This window comes from Hugenholtzia roseola DSM 9546 (assembly GCF_000422585.1).
Classification (GTDB): Bacteria; Bacteroidota; Bacteroidia; order Cytophagales; family Bernardetiaceae; genus Hugenholtzia; species Hugenholtzia roseola.
The window spans coordinates 51,850-70,314 of sequence record NZ_KE383886.1; the positions used below are offsets into that span (position 1 = coordinate 51,850).

The window sequence follows — 18,465 nt, forward strand, 5'->3', positions numbered from 1 at the left end:
GCGTCGGTATTCACACTAACAGCAGCAGGGGCGGTAATGGTCGGATTTTGGTTATCCGTAACGGTTACGATTTGGGTATCGGTAGCGGTATTTCCACTGCCGTCTGTTACCGTCCAAGTAACGGTAGTTGCGCCAAGTGGGAAAATGGCAGGTGCGTTATTGGTAACCGAAGCCACAGAACAATTATCTGCCGTCGTCGGCGTTCCCAAAGCCACACCCGAAGCGGTGCAAAGTCCTGCATCAGCATTGACATTGACAGCAGCAGGGGCGGTAATGGTCGGATTTTGGCTATCCGTAACGGTTACAACTTGCGTAGCCGTTGCGATATTGCCGCTTCCGTCTGTTACTGTCCAAGTAACGGTAGTATTGCCAAGTGGGAAAGTAGCAGGTGCATTATTGGTAACCGAAGCCACAGAACAGTTGTCTGCCGTCGTAGGCGTTCCCAAAGCCACACCCGAAGCGGTACAAAGAGTAGCGTCAGCATTGACATTGACAGCAGCAGGGGCGGTAATGGTCGGATTTACATTATCCGAAACCGTAACGGTGAAACTACAACTTTGTGAGAGCGTAGGACTTACGGCAGTAGCCGTAACGGTGGTAACGCCTAAATTGAAGACTGCGCCGTTTAGGGTGGTAAGTCCAGATGCCGTTGTTGCCCCAGTGAGGTCGTAGGTTAGTCCTGTTACGATAGCACTGACGGTACTGTTCCAAGTATTGTCGCTATGGGTATAAGTACAAGCAAGAGCGACTGTGTTGGCAGTTTGGTTGTCGACGCATCTTATCAGACCCAAAGGATTGGCAGCGTCAGAATATGTCCAAGAGTTTTGTAGGGCAGCCTCCGCAAGTGTGTGTGTCCGTGCGCTTAGGTTTGCCAAATCAGACCGAAATTCCCAAGGAGCAGCAATCGTATTATAGGAAGCCGTGCGCCAACGCTGTAATTGGGTCAAATCTTTGCCGTTGTCTAAATCGGAAAGCCAAGAGAGTGTCAAATCGCGCGTGCCGCCAGCGGTAGTTTCGAAAGTCCAATAGGAGGCAATGCTCGTATTTCCTGCTATGTTAATAATGCCTTGCGTCCCTGTACGACGTGTAAGGGTAACGTTGCCCACATCTGCGCCAGCACCCAAAGTAGCGTTTAGGAAAGTAGGCATCGCCCCTACTCCAATCGGACGCGCCTGCATGACGGCAGTACCTATGATGCGATTGGCGTTGGTTTCTGCGGGATTGAGGGCAGTAGGCGAAAAGAAGATGGTCGCCAAATCGGAAAACAAGTGTCCATTTGTCAGGTCTAATTGTGTATTTATCAAGACCTGATTTTGTAGTTGTAAATGATTGCCTCCGTTATTGACTTGCAAATTTGACAAAGCAATCTGATTTGTGCCTTCGACATTTTGCAGCGCACCACCCACAAAGCGCAACCAAGAACCATTTGCACCTGCAAAAGTACCGTTATTGACCAAGTCTTGTGTTAGCAGCAGTTCGCCACTTAGGGCGGTAGTAGAAGTAGCGGTGGCATTTGTCCATTCGCCACTGCGTACATAAGTACCTGTATTGATTTGTATGCTTGCCCCTTCGTTCCTGACAAACTGCGCCTTTAAGGGCAGCACCGTCAGCAAAAGCAGCAGAAGCAGTATTATTTTTTTCATGAGAGTAAAATTTAGAAGTTTCATTTGAAGAGGCAGGTAGGTGTTTTAGGTAAAAATGTCTTTTGAGGATTATTTGTATTACAAATAAAAAACTTATAAAACTAATTTTTAATAAATTTAATAAATAAATTATTTTTTATAATTTATTTGTTAAATTTATATATGAAAATTAAAGTTTAATGATAACTTATCTACTTTGATTTGCTTTCGCTACCAGAACAAATTGGTTGTTCTCCCTAAAAAGATTACAGGAAGGAGAGCAAAGCAAACTTTACGTCGCAGGTAAGTTACTCTGTTAGCCCTTATCAGAATACACCTTATCTACTATAAGGTCTGCCCACTCTGAAACAGCAACCAAACCGAAAGTTCCATCTTTTTTCTCCCTATAGATAAGGATGGATTGTGAAAAGACCCAAGGCACAAATAATCTGTCGTGCGCAGATTTATCAACTGTCACCTTTTGGGTATTTCTTTCAAAAGTAGAAGATGATTTCTCTAAAACGCTTTTTTGAGAAAAAGTGCCTTCAAGTTTAGCCGCAAGTTTTTTTCCTAACACTTTGTTGTTGGACTCTGCCTCAAGGCTAACTTTTAGAGACCAAAATGATTCGAGTGTTTCTTTGATGCTCGATTGAACATCTACTGTCCTTTCAGTATAGACACTAACACCTGCGGGAATAGATTGAGTTTCGCGAGGATTTGTATTGATAGCGTATCCAGCTACGGCAAAATACCTCTTGACAAAGTATTCTTTCTCATACAAGGTTTGGTATTTTGCATCACCTATGCCATCCCATTCGCGTTTATCAATTTCAATAACCTCGCTACGCCCTACGTAGATTTTTTTAGGTGGGTATTGATATGTTGAAGGAATTTTATCGTATGGGTTAAATTGGTGTGTAGCCTTTATCTCCTCACGAAACATTTCCCAATTTTGTACCATCTCACTTTCATGGTTCATTAGGGAAAGATATTCGGCATATTCGTTATCAAAGTTAATAGCTTGCTCTTGCTCTGAATCGGATAATGCCATTATGGTTATAGTTCTTGTGAACTCGTGTCCCTTGGGGGGAAGGTCTTCCCAACCTTCAACACGAAGGAAGCCAAATGATTTTAAGTGAGATTTATTACTTCCAGAAAAAGGAACATCCACTTTCAACTCTATTGAGCCAATATCTGACTTCCATCGACAAAAACATTCATACCCTGTCCATGTGCCATCTGCGGCACGAATGCCCAATACCTCGATTGTTTTACCTGACGGAACATTGATAGGAGCTCTGTTATCAACGTTATTGAGGTACCAAAATCCCCATTGTAGCCGAGGGTCGTCAACCTCAAGTGTTTTTCCTGTTGCGTTGTGAATATTCAACTTGAATATCCATTTGCGAGATTCTTCCAAACTCAGATTTTCCATTTGTAAAAAAAATATAGAATTGTGCCTACTCTGTTGAGTACGATTTTCAGCCTCCTCGTTTTAAACAGTTTGTTGAAAACTAACCTCTTGAAGGGTAAATACCTTCCAAACAAATGATGTAATTCAAACCTAAGTAAGGCTGCATATTATTGTGTGGTTGTGAACCACCAGCCGAACCAATTGAGGTAGGGGCAAGAGTTGTTGTTGGCGTTGCTCCTGTAACAAAAGAATGTCCTGTTACATTTGTTCCTTCCGAATCTTCTGTACCATTCCAAGTAGCAAGTAAGCCATTTTGAGGCGTACTTGTCGTTGCAGCTCCATTCGCAGCCTGTAATGTATGAGTGTGAGCAGGTATTTGGGGTGTTATGAGCGTAACAGTTGCTTGTCCACCCATTTCTCCTAATTGAATGTTTGGTAATCCAGGACCTTGACCTTGACTAAGAGGCACACGTCCACGCAAGTCGGGCAGAGCAAAAGTAGTCTGACCATTCCCACCATAAGTAGTTCCCAAAATAGAGAACAAGGCAGTGTTTTGAGCTATTGGCAATATTTGCCCTTCGCACAAAGCCCAGCCGCGGGGAGCAAAATTCCCTGCGAATAAAACAATTGAACCGATGAATGCTTCTAACATATTTGAAAAAATAAATGGTTGTGCTTACTCTATTCAGTACGATTTTCAGCGACCTCGTTTTTTACTTTACCCAAATGCAGGCTTAGTTGAGTTTAATGACCTCAAAAAAACCTGAGGCATCAGAAGTATTTGCACTTGTATTATTATGACGAACTCTTATTCGCACAACATCACCAGCGGTTAAAAAGGTGGTTACATGAACATTACCAGTTATAAGTGGTTCGGTAATATTTGTCGCTGTACCACGAGAAATAGAAGTGCCATTCACCTCTAAAAATAGGTTATGACCTTTAGGTAAGGAAGATGCTGCAAAATATGCGTTGATGTAATAAAGACCCGTAGTAGCTACCGTAAAAGTTTCTGTGGTTGTATTAAACTGACTTGACACATTCGTTGTAGGCGTTCCCCAAGCCACTGTTTCAAAGCCTGCGACAGTGTAACTTATGCCTCCCGTTTGGGGTACTCTCAATTGCAAGGTAGGTGTGCTGCCGCCGCCACTTGGAGTAGCCCATTGTGTATTATAGTCTGTGCCATCGATTTTCGTTAACACTTGCCCTGCTGTTCCTCCTGCGGGTACACCTACGCCTGCTGGTCCTGCTGCTCCTGTCGCACCCACAGGTCCCGCTGCGCCTGCTGCGCCGTTTGCACCATTGCATACGTATCGTGTAAGTGCCGCATTGATTTCGCCTGCTTCAAGTGTTCCGTTGTTGTTGGCATCTAAGCCAAATTGGATTCTTACGCCACCATTGGCACAGTTTGCGCCTGCGGGTTCGGCAGTGGTCAGGGAAAGAGAATTTAAGCCATTCGTACCATTTGCGCCTGCTGCTCCTGTCGCTCCCATGGGTCCTGCTGGTCCCATTGCTCCTGTCGCTCCCATGGGTCCTGCTGGTCCCATTGCGCCTGTCGCTCCCATGGGTCCTGCTGGTCCTGCTGCTCCTGTCGCTCCCACAGGTCCCGCTGCGCCTGCTGCGCCGTTTGCACCATTGCATACGTATCGCGTAAGTGCCGCATTGATTTCGCCTGCTTCAAGTGTTCCGTTGTTGTTGGCATCTAAGCCAAATTGGATTCTTACGCCACCATTGGCACAGTTTGCGCCTGCGGGTTCGGCAGTGGTCAGGGAAAGAGAATTTAAGCCATTCGTACCATTTGCGCCTGCTGCTCCTGTCGCTCCCATGGGTCCTGCTGATCCCATTGCGCCTGTCGCCCCTGCTGCACCGTTACAGACGTATCGCGTAAGTGCTGCATTGATTTCGCCTGCTTCAAGTGTTCCGTTGTTGTTGGCATCTAAGCCAAAATCAATTCTTACGCCACCATTTGTACAGTTTGCGCCTGCGGGTTCGGCAGTGGTCAGGGAAAGAGAATTTAAGCCATTCGTACCATTTGCTCCTGCTGCGCCTGCGGGACCGGCTACGCCTGCTGCGTTTATGAACACCCAAACTGTACCATTGAAATAGTAAAACCCTGCCGTTGCGTCTGTTTGGAAAATGAGCAAACCTATGGCGGGTGTGGCAATAAGGTCGCGTTGCGCTTGTGTCATACGCGGCACAAGCATGCCCTTATCGGTTGCTTTTACGTCTAAAATAGCCGAGCCATCAGCGGTAGAGTTGTCGTTATTGATGGCTACGCCTTGTGCGAAAGCGTTGTTTTTGAAAGCGAGCAAGCCTAAGAGTAAGGCTGCGGAATAAATTATTTTTTTCATTATTTTGAAAAATTATGATTAAATATTTGATTTTATTATAAAAATTTTAATCCTTTTTCAACAAAGCTTTGATTTGCTCAATTTCAGCTTTCATTGAACTGAGTTCGCTCTGCAAAGCTGCATTTTGAGTTTCGAGTGTTTTATTTTTCTCGTTCAACTCTTTCACGGATTGCACCAAAGGCATGATGAAATCAGTGTAGCGCAAGGAATAGACTTCTTTGTCGTTAGTCGGCACATCAATCCCCGTAAAATCGAAGCCTGCTTCTTTTGCCGCTTTTTCGACTTCTTGCGCCAAAAAGCCCATTTGACGTGTTTTTTCGATTTCGCTGTGGTCTATTTTGCTTACAAGCGAATCAGGTGTTCCCCAAATTTTATGCAGTTCGGTAGGGCGTACATTGTAGGTTACGGGATTGAGGCGTGTGATGAAATCCAAACCTTTTACGTTACTGCTTACGTTTGTTTTGTAGCGTGCGTCCGAGTAAGCGGTAATCGCGGTTACTTGTGCGCGGATTTGTGATACGGCGGTATTGCCCAAAAGCACTTGATTGCTTGCCGTGCATTGTGCATTAGCGATTCCAAAACCCAAAAGTGTTACGTTGGTGCGGGCAGTAGTAAGATTGGTATTAGCCCCTAAAGCCGTAACTTGAATATGGTTTGCAGTAGCCGTTAAAGTATTGTGACCAATAACGGTATTCTCAATACCGGTGCTAATGCCATTGCCTGCCTGCCTTCCAAAAAAAGAATTACTGTAACCTGTAGTATTATTCCTTCCCGTGTTATTTCCCACAAAAGTATTGGCATTACCTGTTGTGTTATCGTATCCTGCACTATTGCCTGAAAAATAGTTTAAAGCCCCCATTGTATTGGAATAGCCCGCATAATTGCCTGAGAAATAGTTGCTACCGCTTGTCGTATTGGAATACCCCGCCTGATAGCCTGAAAAATAATTTTGACTTCCCGTTGTATTGGAATACCCCGCCTGATAACCTGAGAAATGGTTATTTTGTCCCGACATATTGCTATATCCTGCCTGATAACCAACAAACATATTATTAGCATCTACTATTAAAGAACCATCTCCAAATATATCAATTTGCAAATCAGCATTTAAGCCCGCATCTTTTCCTATAAGGATACTGCCATCTGTACCTTGCCCAAGTTCCAAAATGCCTTTAGGCGTTAGGCGAGCTTTTTCGGTGTTATTGGTGCGAATCACAAAAGGTTCGTTGCTAATAGAGCCAATAAAGTCTGTGGCTGTGCTTGCATTACCCGTCAATCCCCAGCCGCTTGCGGCTGACGCACCTGATTGCAAGCGTACCCACGCCGTACCGTTCCAAAAGTAAAAACCGGGGGTTACGTCGCCGGCGGTTGCGGTGTTATAGACCAAAAGTGAAGCGGCGGGTGCGGCAACCGGTGCGGCAGTTGCGGTGCTTGTCAAGGCAACACGCGGCACGAGCATACCCTTGTCCGTTGCTTTTACGTCTAAAATAGCCGAGCCATCAGCGGTAGAGTTGTCGTTATTGATGGCTACGCCTTGTGCGAAAGCGAATGAGGCAGCAAGCGTAAAAAAGAGCGTCAGTAGAAGTTTTTGTATCGTAAGCATAGAGAATAGATTGGGGATAAGAGAAATGGCTTGAAATCGTCTGCAAGATGCAAAGCCTAAAAATTCCAAATTCGAGAGTGGCGTAAAAAGCCGTTTTTTGTCCGCGAAATGATAGAAAAAGTGGCGTAGAAAATTTTAAGCCTTCGGCGAGGCGTTTGAAAAAATAAGTTTTTGTAAAAAAACGATACCTAAAATGGGTCGCAGGCTGAAAAGAAAGGGTTTGAAAAACCGCGCCGAGGAGCAATGTCAGCAATGTTAAGTTTTGCCAAAGGCTTTGTTTTATCAAATTAGAAAGGAAATAAAATTTGGTCTGAAAGCCTTTTTTATTTTAATCTCACTGCGGATAAGGCAATACCTTATCTCTATATTCGCCCCTAATTTTTAGAATTTAACATCAGTGCAGGCAACGCCACAAAAAAGAAAGAATTTGAAAAACCTCGCCGACGGGCAACGCCCTCGGCGACGGTTTAAATGGTGTTTAAACGCTTTAAAAGTGGCTCTAAAAAATTCTTGCTAATCGGCACTTTATGTTTTTTGAGCGTAAGCATTTGTTCTTTCAAATCTATATCCTCTATGTAGGCAGCCTGAACGATATAACTCCTATGTACCTGCACAAATTCGGTCAGGGGCAGTTTTTCGGATAGCTCTTTTAAAGGCATGCGAATAGAAAAAACATCTTTTTCTGTATATAATTTTATGTATTTGTCATTACTTTCTACATATAAAATTTCACTTATCTTTACTTTTTCTAAGCGGCTTCCCGTCTTGACAAAAAAACTATCGCGCACCATGACATCTTGTTGCCAATTTACTTTTTCGTCTTGCATCGAGGCTTTGCCTGCATAGCGATAAAGGGCAATTTCTATCGTCCTTTGTAGCATTTTTTCATCAAAAGGTTTTACAATATAGGCAAAAGGACGCACCTCACGCGCCCTTTCAAAGGTTTTTTGGTCGCTAAAAGAAGTAATGAAGATAATCGGCACAGCAAATTGCGACTGACTTATCCTTCGCGCCACCTCTATACCGTCCATCGAACCTTTGATATTGATGTCTATCAGTGCCAAATCGGGCTTATTGGCGGCAAAAAGGCGCAACATTTCTTCGGCATTATCTACAATGCCTACTAATTGATAGCCCAGCTCATCAATAATTTGCTCAATCGTGAAAGCAAATAATTTTTCATCTTCTACGGCAAGAATTTTCATCTTTCTTTGTTTATGGTGGGTTTGTGGTGGTTTGAATTAGGAAAAAACACCTTTTGAAGGCACTTTAAAAGGTTTTTAAAGGCTGCAAGAAAGTAAAAAAGGTTTTCTCAAAAGGCAGAAATGGCGTAGAAAGTCTTTTTAGAGGCGTGAAAGATTTAAAAAGTGCCGTAGAAATTTTTAGGTAAAAAATAACTACAAGGCTTTTTCTTGACTTGGGATAGGAAATTTCAGCCTAAAAGTTGTCCCTTCGCCCAACTTACTTTCCACTGAAAGCTCGATATGATTCAGATTTGCAAATTCTTTACACAAATTTAGCCCTAAGCCTACCCCTTTTTCGCCTCGCAGTCCGCGCTCGGATTGAATTTGATTTGGCTCTTGGCTTTGTGCCAAAAGGCGTTTGATTTGCGTTTCGGGCATGCCGCTACCTGTGTCGCTGATGTAAAGCGCAACCGTTTTTCCCTCAAAAACAGTTTTGAGGCTTACTTTACCGCTTTCAGGCGTGTATTTGAGCGCATTGCTCACCAAATTTCGCAAAATGGTATGCACGTGATTGGGGTCGGCTTCAATGAAACAACCTTCGGGGGCAGGCGCAAGTTGCGCCTCCAACGAAACTTGATACGAAATACTCAAAGGCGTGTAGGTGCGAATAATCTCATCTATTTGCGAATATAAATCATATTTTTGTGGTTGAAATGAAACTTCTCCCTTTTGCACCAACGCCCAATTAAGCAAATTAGTCAGCAAATTATTTACATTTTCGGCGGCATCTTGAATCAAGACCCCCAATTCTTGTATGCGTTCGGGCTTATTTTTGCGCAAAAAGAAGTCTATTTGTTTCGAAATACCCTGAAAGGCGATAATGGGGCTTCGCAAATCGTGTGCGATGATGGCAAAAAGTTGGTCTTTCATCTGATTGAGGCTCTCTAATTTTTCGTTTTGTATGGAAATCTCCTCATTTTTTTCTGATAAAATTTGATTGACTTGTTTCCTTCGCTCTCGCTGACGGTAAATCACAACAACCAAAACAAGCAGCAAGCCCAAAATAAGCAGTGTTAAATAAAGCGCATTGTTTCGTAATTTAATTTCATTTTCTTTTAATAAAATTTGTGTTTCTTTTTCATTTAAGCGCAATAAATCTTCGGCATGTTCTTTTTCAGCCCTAATTTTGAGGTTTTGTGCTTCTAATTGTGCCTTTTGCGCCTGATTATAGAGGCTGTCGGCTTTTCGTTTGTCTTTTTCTTGTTGAGCTTCGGCAAAAAGGCGGTCGGCTTCGGCTTGTTTTTGTAGGATAAGAAGCTCTCGCTCGCGGTCTTGTTTTTCCAATCGTTCATTATCCAAACTTTTTTTCTGTAAAAGATTTTCTTGTTCTAATCGTTCATTCTCTAATTTTTTACGCTCCAAAAGCAGGGCATCTATTTGGTTTGATTTTTCTATGTTAAACAAACTATCACGATAAATTTGCTGTGATTTCTGATAGAAAAGAGCCTTTTGTAAGTCCCCAAGTGCTTCATAAGCCACTGCCAAACTGCCCATGTTATCGGCAATAGAAGCCATCGCATTGATTTCTTTGGCAATCTGCAACCCTTGTTCGGCATTTTCTATTGCCTTTTGATATTGCGTTGTCTTATTATAGATTGCGGCTAAGTTGTTGAAAATCATAGCTAAAAGTGCTTTATCGCCCGCCGCTTCTGCTTTTTTTCGCGCTTCTTCAAAGGTTTGTAGAGCAGCTTGATACTGTTTTTGTTCGTAAAAAGTTAGCCCCAAATTGTTGGTAGCCATAAGTTTTAGAGAGGCATGGGGGGAGGTTTCTATTGTTTTTTTTAAATAAAAAGCAGCACTATCATATTGTTTTTCTTGTAAATAGATTGCACCAATGTTATTACAAGCAAAGGCAATGTCGGAGGCAGTAGTAGCAATATAGTTACTTTTTTTGTAGTATTTTAAGGCTTCTTTAAAATCTTTCTGGTAGTAGAATATATTTCCCAAATTACTAAGCGCAGCAGGCAAGTTGTTTGTATCGTTTGATGTTTCACAGACTCGCAAAGCCATCTCAAAATGGGGAAAAGCCTCGTTATACCGTCCCAAACCCTGATATGATGCACCTAAGCCTGTATAAGTTGTAAAAAGCAGGTGTTTATTATCTATTTTTTCATATAATAAAATAGCTTTTTTGTAGGATAAAATAGCTTCTTCTAAGTTTCCTAAAAGCCTTAGAAAAAGTCCTGAATTGTTAAGGCTAATAATTTGTCCGTCAAAATCTCCTACTTGTTGATAGTGATAGTGGGCTTTTTGCATGGCTTCCAAACCTTTTTTGTGTTCGCTTTTGTAGTACCAATACATCGCCTCATTTCGTTTTGCCATAGCCGCACCATTTTCATGCTCGATTTCGCAGCTCAAAACGTATGCTTGTTGGCTAAAATAGAGCGCAGAGTCTAAATTTTGACTTATAAGTTGTTTACTTAATTCATTGAAAATATTTATTTTCTCAAAATTTGTAGATGATTTCTTTTGTAATATGTTTTGTAGGCTATCTATCAAGGCATTTTGTCCAAAAATAGAAAATGGGCAAGCATAAAAACTCCCAATTAGGAAATAGTATTGAAAAAATTTGAGTATCGTTTTCATGTGGCGAGGGATATGAGCGAAGGGAGATTTTTAGATAGAATTTTATCGTGTAGGTAGAAAAAATGATATTTTTAAGAGAAAACTTTATATATTTTATTATATAAAAAATAGTTAAATAAGATAAAAAATAAAGTTTCTCTTCTAATTGATAGCCCTGAATCCTATTTGCGGCAAAATACAAAATAATTTTCTACAAAGCAAAAACTACCTGAAATGTTTTTAAAATTTTCAGATAGTTTTTTATTTCGCTTAGTGAAGAAGTTAGTTTTTGATTTAAAGAGCTACTTCTCCCGCATAAAAAGGGTGTGAAACAGATTGCGTAGCGGATTTTTGCGCGTATCCGAAAGGGGCAGGCGTTCTAAGCCTAAGACGGCTTGGGTAAAATAGGCTTGGTAGCGTTCTTTGGTCGCTTTTCCTACTTCGAGTTGGTCGTAGATTTGGCGTATTGCAGCCACTTTTTCGGCGGGTTTTTGGTTTTCTTGTAGCCAATATTGCAGTTCTTTTGCCGTTTCGCCTTTGGCTTTTTCTAAGGCATCGAGCAGCAAATAGGTCTTTTTGTTTTCTATAATATCGCCGCCTACCTGTTTCCCAAAGGTTTTGGGGTCGCCATAGACATCTAAAAAATCGTCTTGCAACTGAAAGCCAATTCCTGCCTCTATCCCAATTTTACGCAAAAGATGGGCTTCTTCACTATTTGCCCCCCCCAAAATTCCGCCCAATTCTAAGGCAAAACCCAACAAAACGGCGGTTTTGAGTTCTATCATCTTCAAATAATCGCCTTTGCTGATGCCTTCGCTGGTCTCGAAATCCATGTCCAACTGCTGCCCCTCACAAACCTGCGCGGCACAGAGATTGAAGGCTTGTAAGACCGTTTTGAGATGAATATGTGGCACTTTTTCTAATAATAAATCATACACTTTGACAAGCATCACATCACCCGAAAGAATAGCCACATTCGGATTCCACTTTTGATGCACCGTCGCCTGATTCCTACGAAGGGGTGCATTGTCCATCAAATCGTCGTGTATGAGCGTAAAATTGTGAAAAACCTCGATAGAAATGGCAGGCACAAGGGCGTTTTGCCACTGATTATCAAAGAGTTGATAAGCTAATAGGCAAAGCATCGGGCGCAACCGTTTGCCGCCTAATTGCATCATGTAGCGCAAGGGGTCGTATAAATTAGCAGGACTTGTTCCAAATTCGAGCGCGACGATGTCTTTTTCAAGGGCTTCTAAAAGCACTTCGGGCGTAGGATTTTTCATGTCTTGGGTTTAAGAAAAAAAAAGCAGTTTTCAGATAAGTGGCAAAGTAAAATAAAATTTGGTAAGGTGCGTTTGTTTTGCGCCATTTTCTTGTTTTTCGGGTAGCATTTGGCTTTCTACCCAAATCATACCACCATTTTTTTGGACAAATTCATGACAAAGTAGCAATCCTAAGCCTGTTCCCTTTTCCCCTGCCGTTCCTTGTTGTGAATCGGCAAGGCGCAGAAAAAGCCTTTCTTTTTGCCTTGCTTCGATGCCCAAGCCCTGATTCGAAACCGTAAAAAGTGCCATTGGTTTGTGCTTTTGCTCGATTTTCTCTACTTTTATTTCTATTTCACTGCCTTCGAAGGCGTATTTTATCGCATTAGCAAGCAGATTGCGCAGCAAAAGTGCCAAGACCTGCCTTTCTGCCCAAATGCTTTCTTCTAATAATAGTTTAGTTTTTAATGTAAGTTTTTTATCTTCTAAATTTTTTTCAAAAAGTTTGCTTTTATTTTTAATATGAGTCATAGTTTCTTGTGGCAATATTTTTTCAGGCAATATAGCTGCTTGTTGCATTTGATTTTTTGCCCAAAAAAGCATATTTTCTAAAAGGTGTAAATTGACATTTACGTTGGTAGAAAGTTCTTTTAAAACACTTTCAAACTCTTTTTGGGTGAAAAGTCCGCGCTGGGCTAAGGCTAAAATGCCTTTCAAAGAGTGGAAAGGACTTTTTAAATCGTGTGCGATAATAGAAAAAAGGCGGTCTTTGGTCTGATGCAGTTGCGCCAACTTTTCATTTTGTGTCGTAATTTCTTCATTTTTTTCTGATAAAATCCGATTAACTCGCTTCTTTCTTTCGCGCTGCCTATACACTATCAAAACTAAGATAAGCAATAAAAAAAACAATTATAGAACCTAAATACAAAGCATAATTTCGCAATTTGATTTCACTTTCTTTTTCCGAAATTTGCAAAAGGCTTTCCGCTCGTTCTTTTTCTGTCCTAATTTTGAGATTTTGCGCTTCTAATTGTGCCTTTTGCGCCTGATTATAGAGGCTATCGGCTTTGCGTTTGTCTTTTTCTTGCTGGGCTAAGGCAAAAAGACGGTCGGCTTCGGCTTGTTTTTGTAGGATAAGCAGCTCTCGCTCGCGGTCTTGTTTTTCTAATCGTTCATTTTCCAAACTTTTTTTCTGTAAAAGATTTTCTTGTTCCAAACGCTCATTTTCTAATTTTTTGCGCTCCAAAAGCAGGGCATCTATTTGGTTTGATTTTTCTATATTAAACAAACTATCGCGATAATTTTGCTGTGCTTTCTGATAGAAAAGTGCCTTTTGTAAGTCCCCAAGTGCCTCATAAGCCACTGCCAAACTGCCCATGTTATCGGCAATAGAAGCCATCGCATTGATTTCTTTGGCAATTTGCAAACCTTGTTCGGCATTTTCTACCGCCTTTTGGTATTGCTTCGTCTGATTGTAGTTTGCCGCTAAGTTGTTGAAAATCATAGCTAATAGGGCTTTGTCACCTGCTGCTTCTGCTTTTTGGCGTGCTTCTTCAAAGGTTTGTAAAGCAGCTTGATATTGTTTTTGTTCGTAAAAAGTTAGCCCCAAATTGTTGGTAGCCATAAGTTTTAAAGAGGCATGTGGAGAAATTTCTATTGTTTTTTTTAAATAAAAAGCAGCACTGTCATATTGTTTTTCTTGTAAATAGATTGCGCCAATGTTGTTGCAGGCAAAGGCGATGTCGGCGGCAGTGGTAGCAATATAATTGCTTTTTTTGTAATATTTTAAGGCTTCTTTAAAGTCTTTCTGATAGTAGAAAATATTGCCTAAATTGCTAAGAGCGGCTGGCAAATTGTACGTATCATTTGAGGTTTCACAGATGCGCAAAGCCTTTTCAAAATAGGGTAAAGCCTCGCTATACTGCCCCAAACCTTGATAGGACGCACCTAAGCCCGTATAAGTTGCAAAAAAAAGTTGCTTTTTATCTGTTTTATCATACAATAAAATAGCTTTTTTGTAAGCTACAATAGCTTCTTTTAAATCTCCTAAAAGTCTTAGAAAAAGTCCTGAATTATTAAAAGTAACAATTTGTCCGTCGAAATCTTCTGTTTGTTGGTGATGATAGTTGGCTTTTTGCATGGCTTCTAATCCTTTTTTATAGTTGTTTGTATAGTACCAATACATTGCCTCATTTCGTTTTGCCATAGCCGCACCATTTTCATACCCAATGGAAAGGCTTTCTGTGTAGGCTTGTTGGCAGACCAATAACGCCGTATCCAAATTGACCGACTGCCAATATTTTCCTATTTGGTTCAAAATATCTATTTTTTCCTTTGCACTTATTTTCTGGCTCGATAAAACTTGCGTCAGACTATCAAGGGCTTGCCGCTGACACCAAACTGATGATTGTCCAAATAAAGTAAAAAAGTAGATGAAAAGTAATGTCAAAAAAAGATTGCGCATTTTTATAACAATTTGAGCATAACACAAAATAATTTTCATTTTGCCTAACGGCTCTAAAAATAAGGATTTTACCGTCAATAACAAATTTTAGTCTATGTTTCTGTTTCTAAAAGTGGCAAAGTAAAATAAAATTTGGTAAGGTGCGTTTGTTCTGCGCCATTTTCTTGTTTTTCGGGTAGCATTTGGCTTTCTACCCAAATCATACCACCATTTTTTTGGATAAATTCATGACAAAGTAGCAATCCTAAGCCTGTTCCCTTTTCCCCTGCCGTTCCTTGTTGTGAATCGGCAAGGCGTAGAAAAAGCCTTTCTTTTTGCTTTGCTTCGATGCCCAAGCCCTGATTCGAAACCGTAAAAAGTGCCATTGGTTTGTGCTTTTGCTCGATTTTCTCTACTTTTATTTCTATTTCACTGCCTTCGAAGGCGTATTTTATCGCATTAGCAAGCAGATTGCGCAGCAAAAGTGCCAAGACCTGCCTTTCTGCCCAAATGCTTTCTTCCAATAATATTTTAATTTTTAATGTCAGTTTTTTATCTTCTAAATTTTTTTCAAAAAGTTTACTTTTATTTTTAATATGAGTCATAATTTCTTGTGGCAATATTTTTTCAGGCAATATAGTTGCTTGTTGCATTTGATTTTTTGCCCAAAAAAGCATATTTTCTAAAAGGTGTAAATTGACATTTACGTTGGTAGAAAGTTCTTTTAAAACACTTTCAAATTCTTTTTGGGTGAAAAGTCCGCGCTGGGCTAAGGCTAAAATACCCTTCAAAGAGTGGAAAGGACTTTTTAAATCGTGTGCGATAATAGAAAAAAGGCGGTCTTTGGTCTGGTTTAGGGCTTCTAATTTGGCACTCTGTTCGGCGATTTGCTTATTTTTAGCAATAAGATTTTTATTATTACGCTTTTTTTCTTTCATATTGAAAAATATCAAAATCGCTACTACCAAAAGAAAAAGCGTCGTGAGCAGAAAAGAATATGTTAAGTTGCGCTGTTTGCTCAATTCTGCCTCCTTTTGTGCAGCTTTTTCCGCAAAGTGGGCGGCTTGAATCTCTTTTTCTTGGGCTAAAATTTGCCTTGCTAATTCGCTTTTGGTATAATTTTGTGCTAAATCTTGAATAGTAGAATCTTTTTCTTCCAACTCTACCAATCGCAAACGCGCCTCCAACTCTTTTTGTAACAGTGCTAATTCCGTCTGTTCTTTTTCAGAAAGTAAGATTTTTTGCTGATTTTCCGAATCGGTTTGTAATTTTTTCAATTTTTCTTGCTGCACTAATTCGTGAAAAGTACGGTAATAGTTGAAATAAAATTGTGTTTTTTCCAAATCGCCTTTTCGCTGATACGTTTCCGCCAACATGCCATAACAACTGCGAATTTGCTCCAAATCGTTGCGCTCTTTGGCTAAACTAAGGGCTTCTTCCAGCGAAGTCGCCGCCTCGTCGTACCTTTTGAGGTTGTTCTGCACAACGGCAATGTTGAGTAAAGAAGATAAAACCGTTTCTGAATTGCCATTTTTTCGTCTGCCTTCTAAGTTTTTCTGAAAAAAATACAAAGAAGAATCGTATAAATGCAAATCAGAATAAAGCATGGCTAAGTTGCTATAAATGCCATATTGCCCACTTTTATTTGCTACATTTTCATTTAAAAGCAAAGAATGGTTAAAATACGCAATGGCTTTATGTATTTGTTTGTGTTCCCAATAAATTAGGGCTACCTTGTTCATGAGGTCGCTTGCTCCTCGAAAATCCCTCTCTTGTGTGCGTTCTTGTGCGGCTTCCTTGTATTGCTGCACCTGTTTTTTTTCTGTTTCCGAAAGAGCAGTCGGAATAGGCACTGAAACTTTTTGGGGCGTTTGGCAGTAAATTGGTTCTGAATTTGAAAGAAAAAGAAAGAGCATCAGCATAATCTGAATACAAAAAGTTTTCAAATTATACACATGTATAGAAATAAAAACTACCATTAAAATTGAAGATTAAAAAGTCTATACTTGCAGGGGCTTTTGAATAAGACCTGTAACGAACTTGTGTTCGCTCATCAGACTTTGCATATCATCTCTTAGATGGGCTGCGGAGGAAAGAAATTTAATTTCGCAGTGTTTTTGTACTTCTTCGGGAAATTTTGAAAATTCTTTTACAAAAGCCGCACCGTCCATGCCGCTCATATTCATATCCAAGAGAATGAGGGTCGGAAAGTTTTGGTCTAAATTGCCTTTGGTGAGCTGTTTGCCAAGCCACTCTATCGAAACTTTTGCGTTGGAATGAACAAATACTTTTTGCGCCAAGCCTGCCGCTTGTAAGGTTTTTTGTGTAATGAGGTTGTCCATCTCGCTATCATCAATGAGCAAGACCAGACGATGTTTGGTAGTGATGTCCATAATGGGGGTAAAATTTGATGTTTTTTGGATATTTTTTTTAAAAAAGGGTAAGCACTCACGCAAAGATAGCAAAAAAGCATCTGCTCTTGTCAAAAGAGCCTTTGAAATATCATTAAAAGGGTTATTTTGAGCCGTTTGTCTATCCTCTACACTGATTTTTTGAGAAAAAATAGCCCAAGAACAGAATTTTACTTGTCTTGTATGACAAAATAGAGTAGCTTTGTCATATACTTGAATAAGACTTTAATTGCCATGAAAAAACAAAAAAAAATACAACTCTTAATTTTTTTTGCAGCTTTATGCCTTCTCTATGCACCACTTTGGGGGCAGAAACCCGATTCGCTACGGGTACGCAAACACATTGCAAGGCTTTGCGCTCCTGATATGCATGGGCGCGGATATGAGCAAAAAGGCGATAAAGTGGCTGCCGATTACATCAGTGCTGAATTTGAAAAGATAGGCTTAGAAAAATTTGGGACAACTTATTTTCAAAATTTCACAATTTCGGTGAACACTTTTTCTAAAAAAAAGATACAGTTACAGAAAGAAAAGCTAATTGTGGGCAAAGATTATTTGGTGAATCCTATCTCTATTTCGGGCAAAGGCAAGGGCGAAATTTACTACCTCGACTCGGCACAAATGACCTTTCTTTTAAAAGACAAAACTGCACAAACTCAATTTTTAAATCAAAATTTGTCTAAAAAAATAGTAGCCTATCCTGCCAATTTTTATGGTAAGGTGGTAGAACACGCACCTGAAATTTTGCGCCATTTCTATACCAGCAAGGCGGTTTTGAGCATAGAAAACAAGCTAACTGCGACCCTTTCACCCGAAGGATTTGCCCCTGCCACTTTTCAAGTTAGTAAAAAAATATTTGATTCTTTATATCAAATAGAAAAAGAGAAAGGTAAAAAGGTTACGGCAAAATTTCAACTTCAACACCAAACTTTGCCCCAATATCCCACTCAAAATGTGCTTGGATATGTGAAAGGAAAGAAGAATCCGCAACAGTGGCTCGTTTTTTCAGCACATTACGACCATTTGGGGCGCGTTAGTCCCGAACATTATTTTGCAGGCGCAAACGACAATGCCAGCGGAGTGGCGATGCTTTTAGAATTAGCCGCCTATTTCAAGGCAAATCCTGCCGATTATTCTGTGGCTTTTATTGCATTTGGCGCAGAAGAAATAGGATTAAAAGGTTCTTTGTATTACGTACAAAATCCTTATTTCCCACTCAAACAGATTAAGTTTTTAATGAATTTAGACCTACTTGGCACAGGCGATACAGGCGCAACGGTTGTAAATGCAACAATTTTTGAAAAAGAATTTGCATTATTACAAGAAATAAATAGAGAAAAACAGTTTCTACCTCAAATTCTCTCACGTGGCGAAGCTCCCAATTCTGACCATTACTTTTTCTTCCGCGCAGGCGTGCCTTGCTTTTTTATCTACCTTACGGGCGGCATACAAGCCTATCACGACATTTACGACCGCCCCGAAACGCTGCCGCTGACGCGCTTTGAGGAAACTTTTGCGCTATTGATTCAATTTATGTCTAAATTTTAAAT

Annotated in this window: 14 protein-coding genes; 1 reads left to right on the top strand and 13 read right to left on the bottom strand. The window is 40.5% G+C overall.

What is annotated here, in order from left to right; translation table 11 throughout:
* The 13 genes from G500_RS24250 to G500_RS0118875 all read right to left on the bottom strand — a co-directional run.
* A partial coding sequence (locus G500_RS24250) for an HYR domain-containing protein (RefSeq protein WP_035758112.1) occupies positions 1-1,643 on the bottom strand: 1,643 nt, incomplete at its 3' end.
* A gap of 295 nt (positions 1,644-1,938) precedes the next feature.
* Positions 1,939-3,057, bottom strand: coding sequence for a hypothetical protein (locus G500_RS25300; RefSeq protein WP_051203898.1), 1,119 nt, complete (start codon positions 3,055-3,057; stop codon positions 1,939-1,941).
* 79 nt (positions 3,058-3,136) lie between these two features.
* Entirely contained in the window at positions 3,137-3,688 is a 552-nt protein-coding gene (locus G500_RS0118825) for a phage tail protein (RefSeq protein ID WP_027003665.1), read from the bottom strand.
* An 82-nt stretch (positions 3,689-3,770) separates the two neighbouring features.
* Positions 3,771-5,387 carry a DUF7151 family protein gene (locus tag G500_RS25305; protein WP_027003666.1) on the bottom strand — a complete coding sequence of 539 codons (1,617 nt, stop codon included), beginning with the start codon at positions 5,385-5,387 and terminating at the stop codon, positions 3,771-3,773.
* Positions 5,388-5,433: 46 nt separating this feature from the next.
* Entirely contained in the window at positions 5,434-6,990 is a 1,557-nt protein-coding gene (locus G500_RS25310) for a tail fiber domain-containing protein (RefSeq protein ID WP_086047973.1), read from the bottom strand.
* Positions 6,905-7,234: a hypothetical protein gene (locus tag G500_RS26090; RefSeq protein WP_161626162.1), complete on the bottom strand. Its 330-nt coding sequence runs from the start codon at positions 7,232-7,234 to the stop codon at positions 6,905-6,907. Before G500_RS26090 ends, G500_RS25310 begins: the two co-directional genes overlap by 86 nt.
* 223 nt (positions 7,235-7,457) lie before the next feature.
* The gene (locus G500_RS0118845; protein WP_027003669.1) at positions 7,458-8,195 is read right to left on the bottom strand and encodes a LytR/AlgR family response regulator transcription factor; all 738 of its coding nucleotides are present in this window, start codon (positions 8,193-8,195) and stop codon (positions 7,458-7,460) included.
* Between the two features lie 192 nt (positions 8,196-8,387).
* Positions 8,388-10,820, bottom strand: a complete 2,433-nt coding sequence (locus G500_RS0118850) for an ATP-binding protein (RefSeq protein ID WP_027003670.1) — start codon at positions 10,818-10,820, stop codon at positions 8,388-8,390.
* A gap of 281 nt (positions 10,821-11,101) precedes the next feature.
* Positions 11,102-12,082: a polyprenyl synthetase family protein gene (locus G500_RS0118855; RefSeq protein ID WP_027003671.1), complete on the bottom strand. Its 981-nt coding sequence runs from the start codon at positions 12,080-12,082 to the stop codon at positions 11,102-11,104.
* Positions 12,083-12,112: 30 nt separating this feature from the next.
* The gene (locus tag G500_RS0118860; protein WP_154657227.1) at positions 12,113-12,958 is read right to left on the bottom strand and encodes a sensor histidine kinase; all 846 of its coding nucleotides are present in this window, start codon (positions 12,956-12,958) and stop codon (positions 12,113-12,115) included.
* A complete protein-coding gene (locus tag G500_RS0118865) occupies positions 12,930-14,525 on the bottom strand; it encodes a tetratricopeptide repeat protein (protein ID WP_161626163.1) in 1,596 nt (531 codons plus the stop codon). The genes G500_RS0118860 and G500_RS0118865 overlap by 29 nt, the downstream gene beginning before the upstream one ends.
* Before the next feature lie 92 nt (positions 14,526-14,617).
* Complete coding sequence (locus tag G500_RS0118870) at positions 14,618-16,483, bottom strand: tetratricopeptide repeat-containing sensor histidine kinase (protein WP_086047974.1); 1,866 nt, start codon at positions 16,481-16,483, stop codon at positions 14,618-14,620.
* 21 nt (positions 16,484-16,504) lie between these two features.
* On the bottom strand, positions 16,505-16,897 hold the full coding sequence (locus G500_RS0118875; protein WP_035758187.1) for a response regulator: 393 nt from the start codon (positions 16,895-16,897) through the stop codon (positions 16,505-16,507).
* A gap of 252 nt (positions 16,898-17,149) precedes the next feature.
* Between G500_RS0118875 and G500_RS0118880 the strand changes: the two genes are divergently transcribed.
* Positions 17,150-18,463: a M28 family metallopeptidase gene (locus G500_RS0118880; RefSeq protein ID WP_154657229.1), complete on the top strand. Its 1,314-nt coding sequence runs from the start codon at positions 17,150-17,152 to the stop codon at positions 18,461-18,463.
* Positions 18,464-18,465 lie beyond the last annotated feature (2 nt).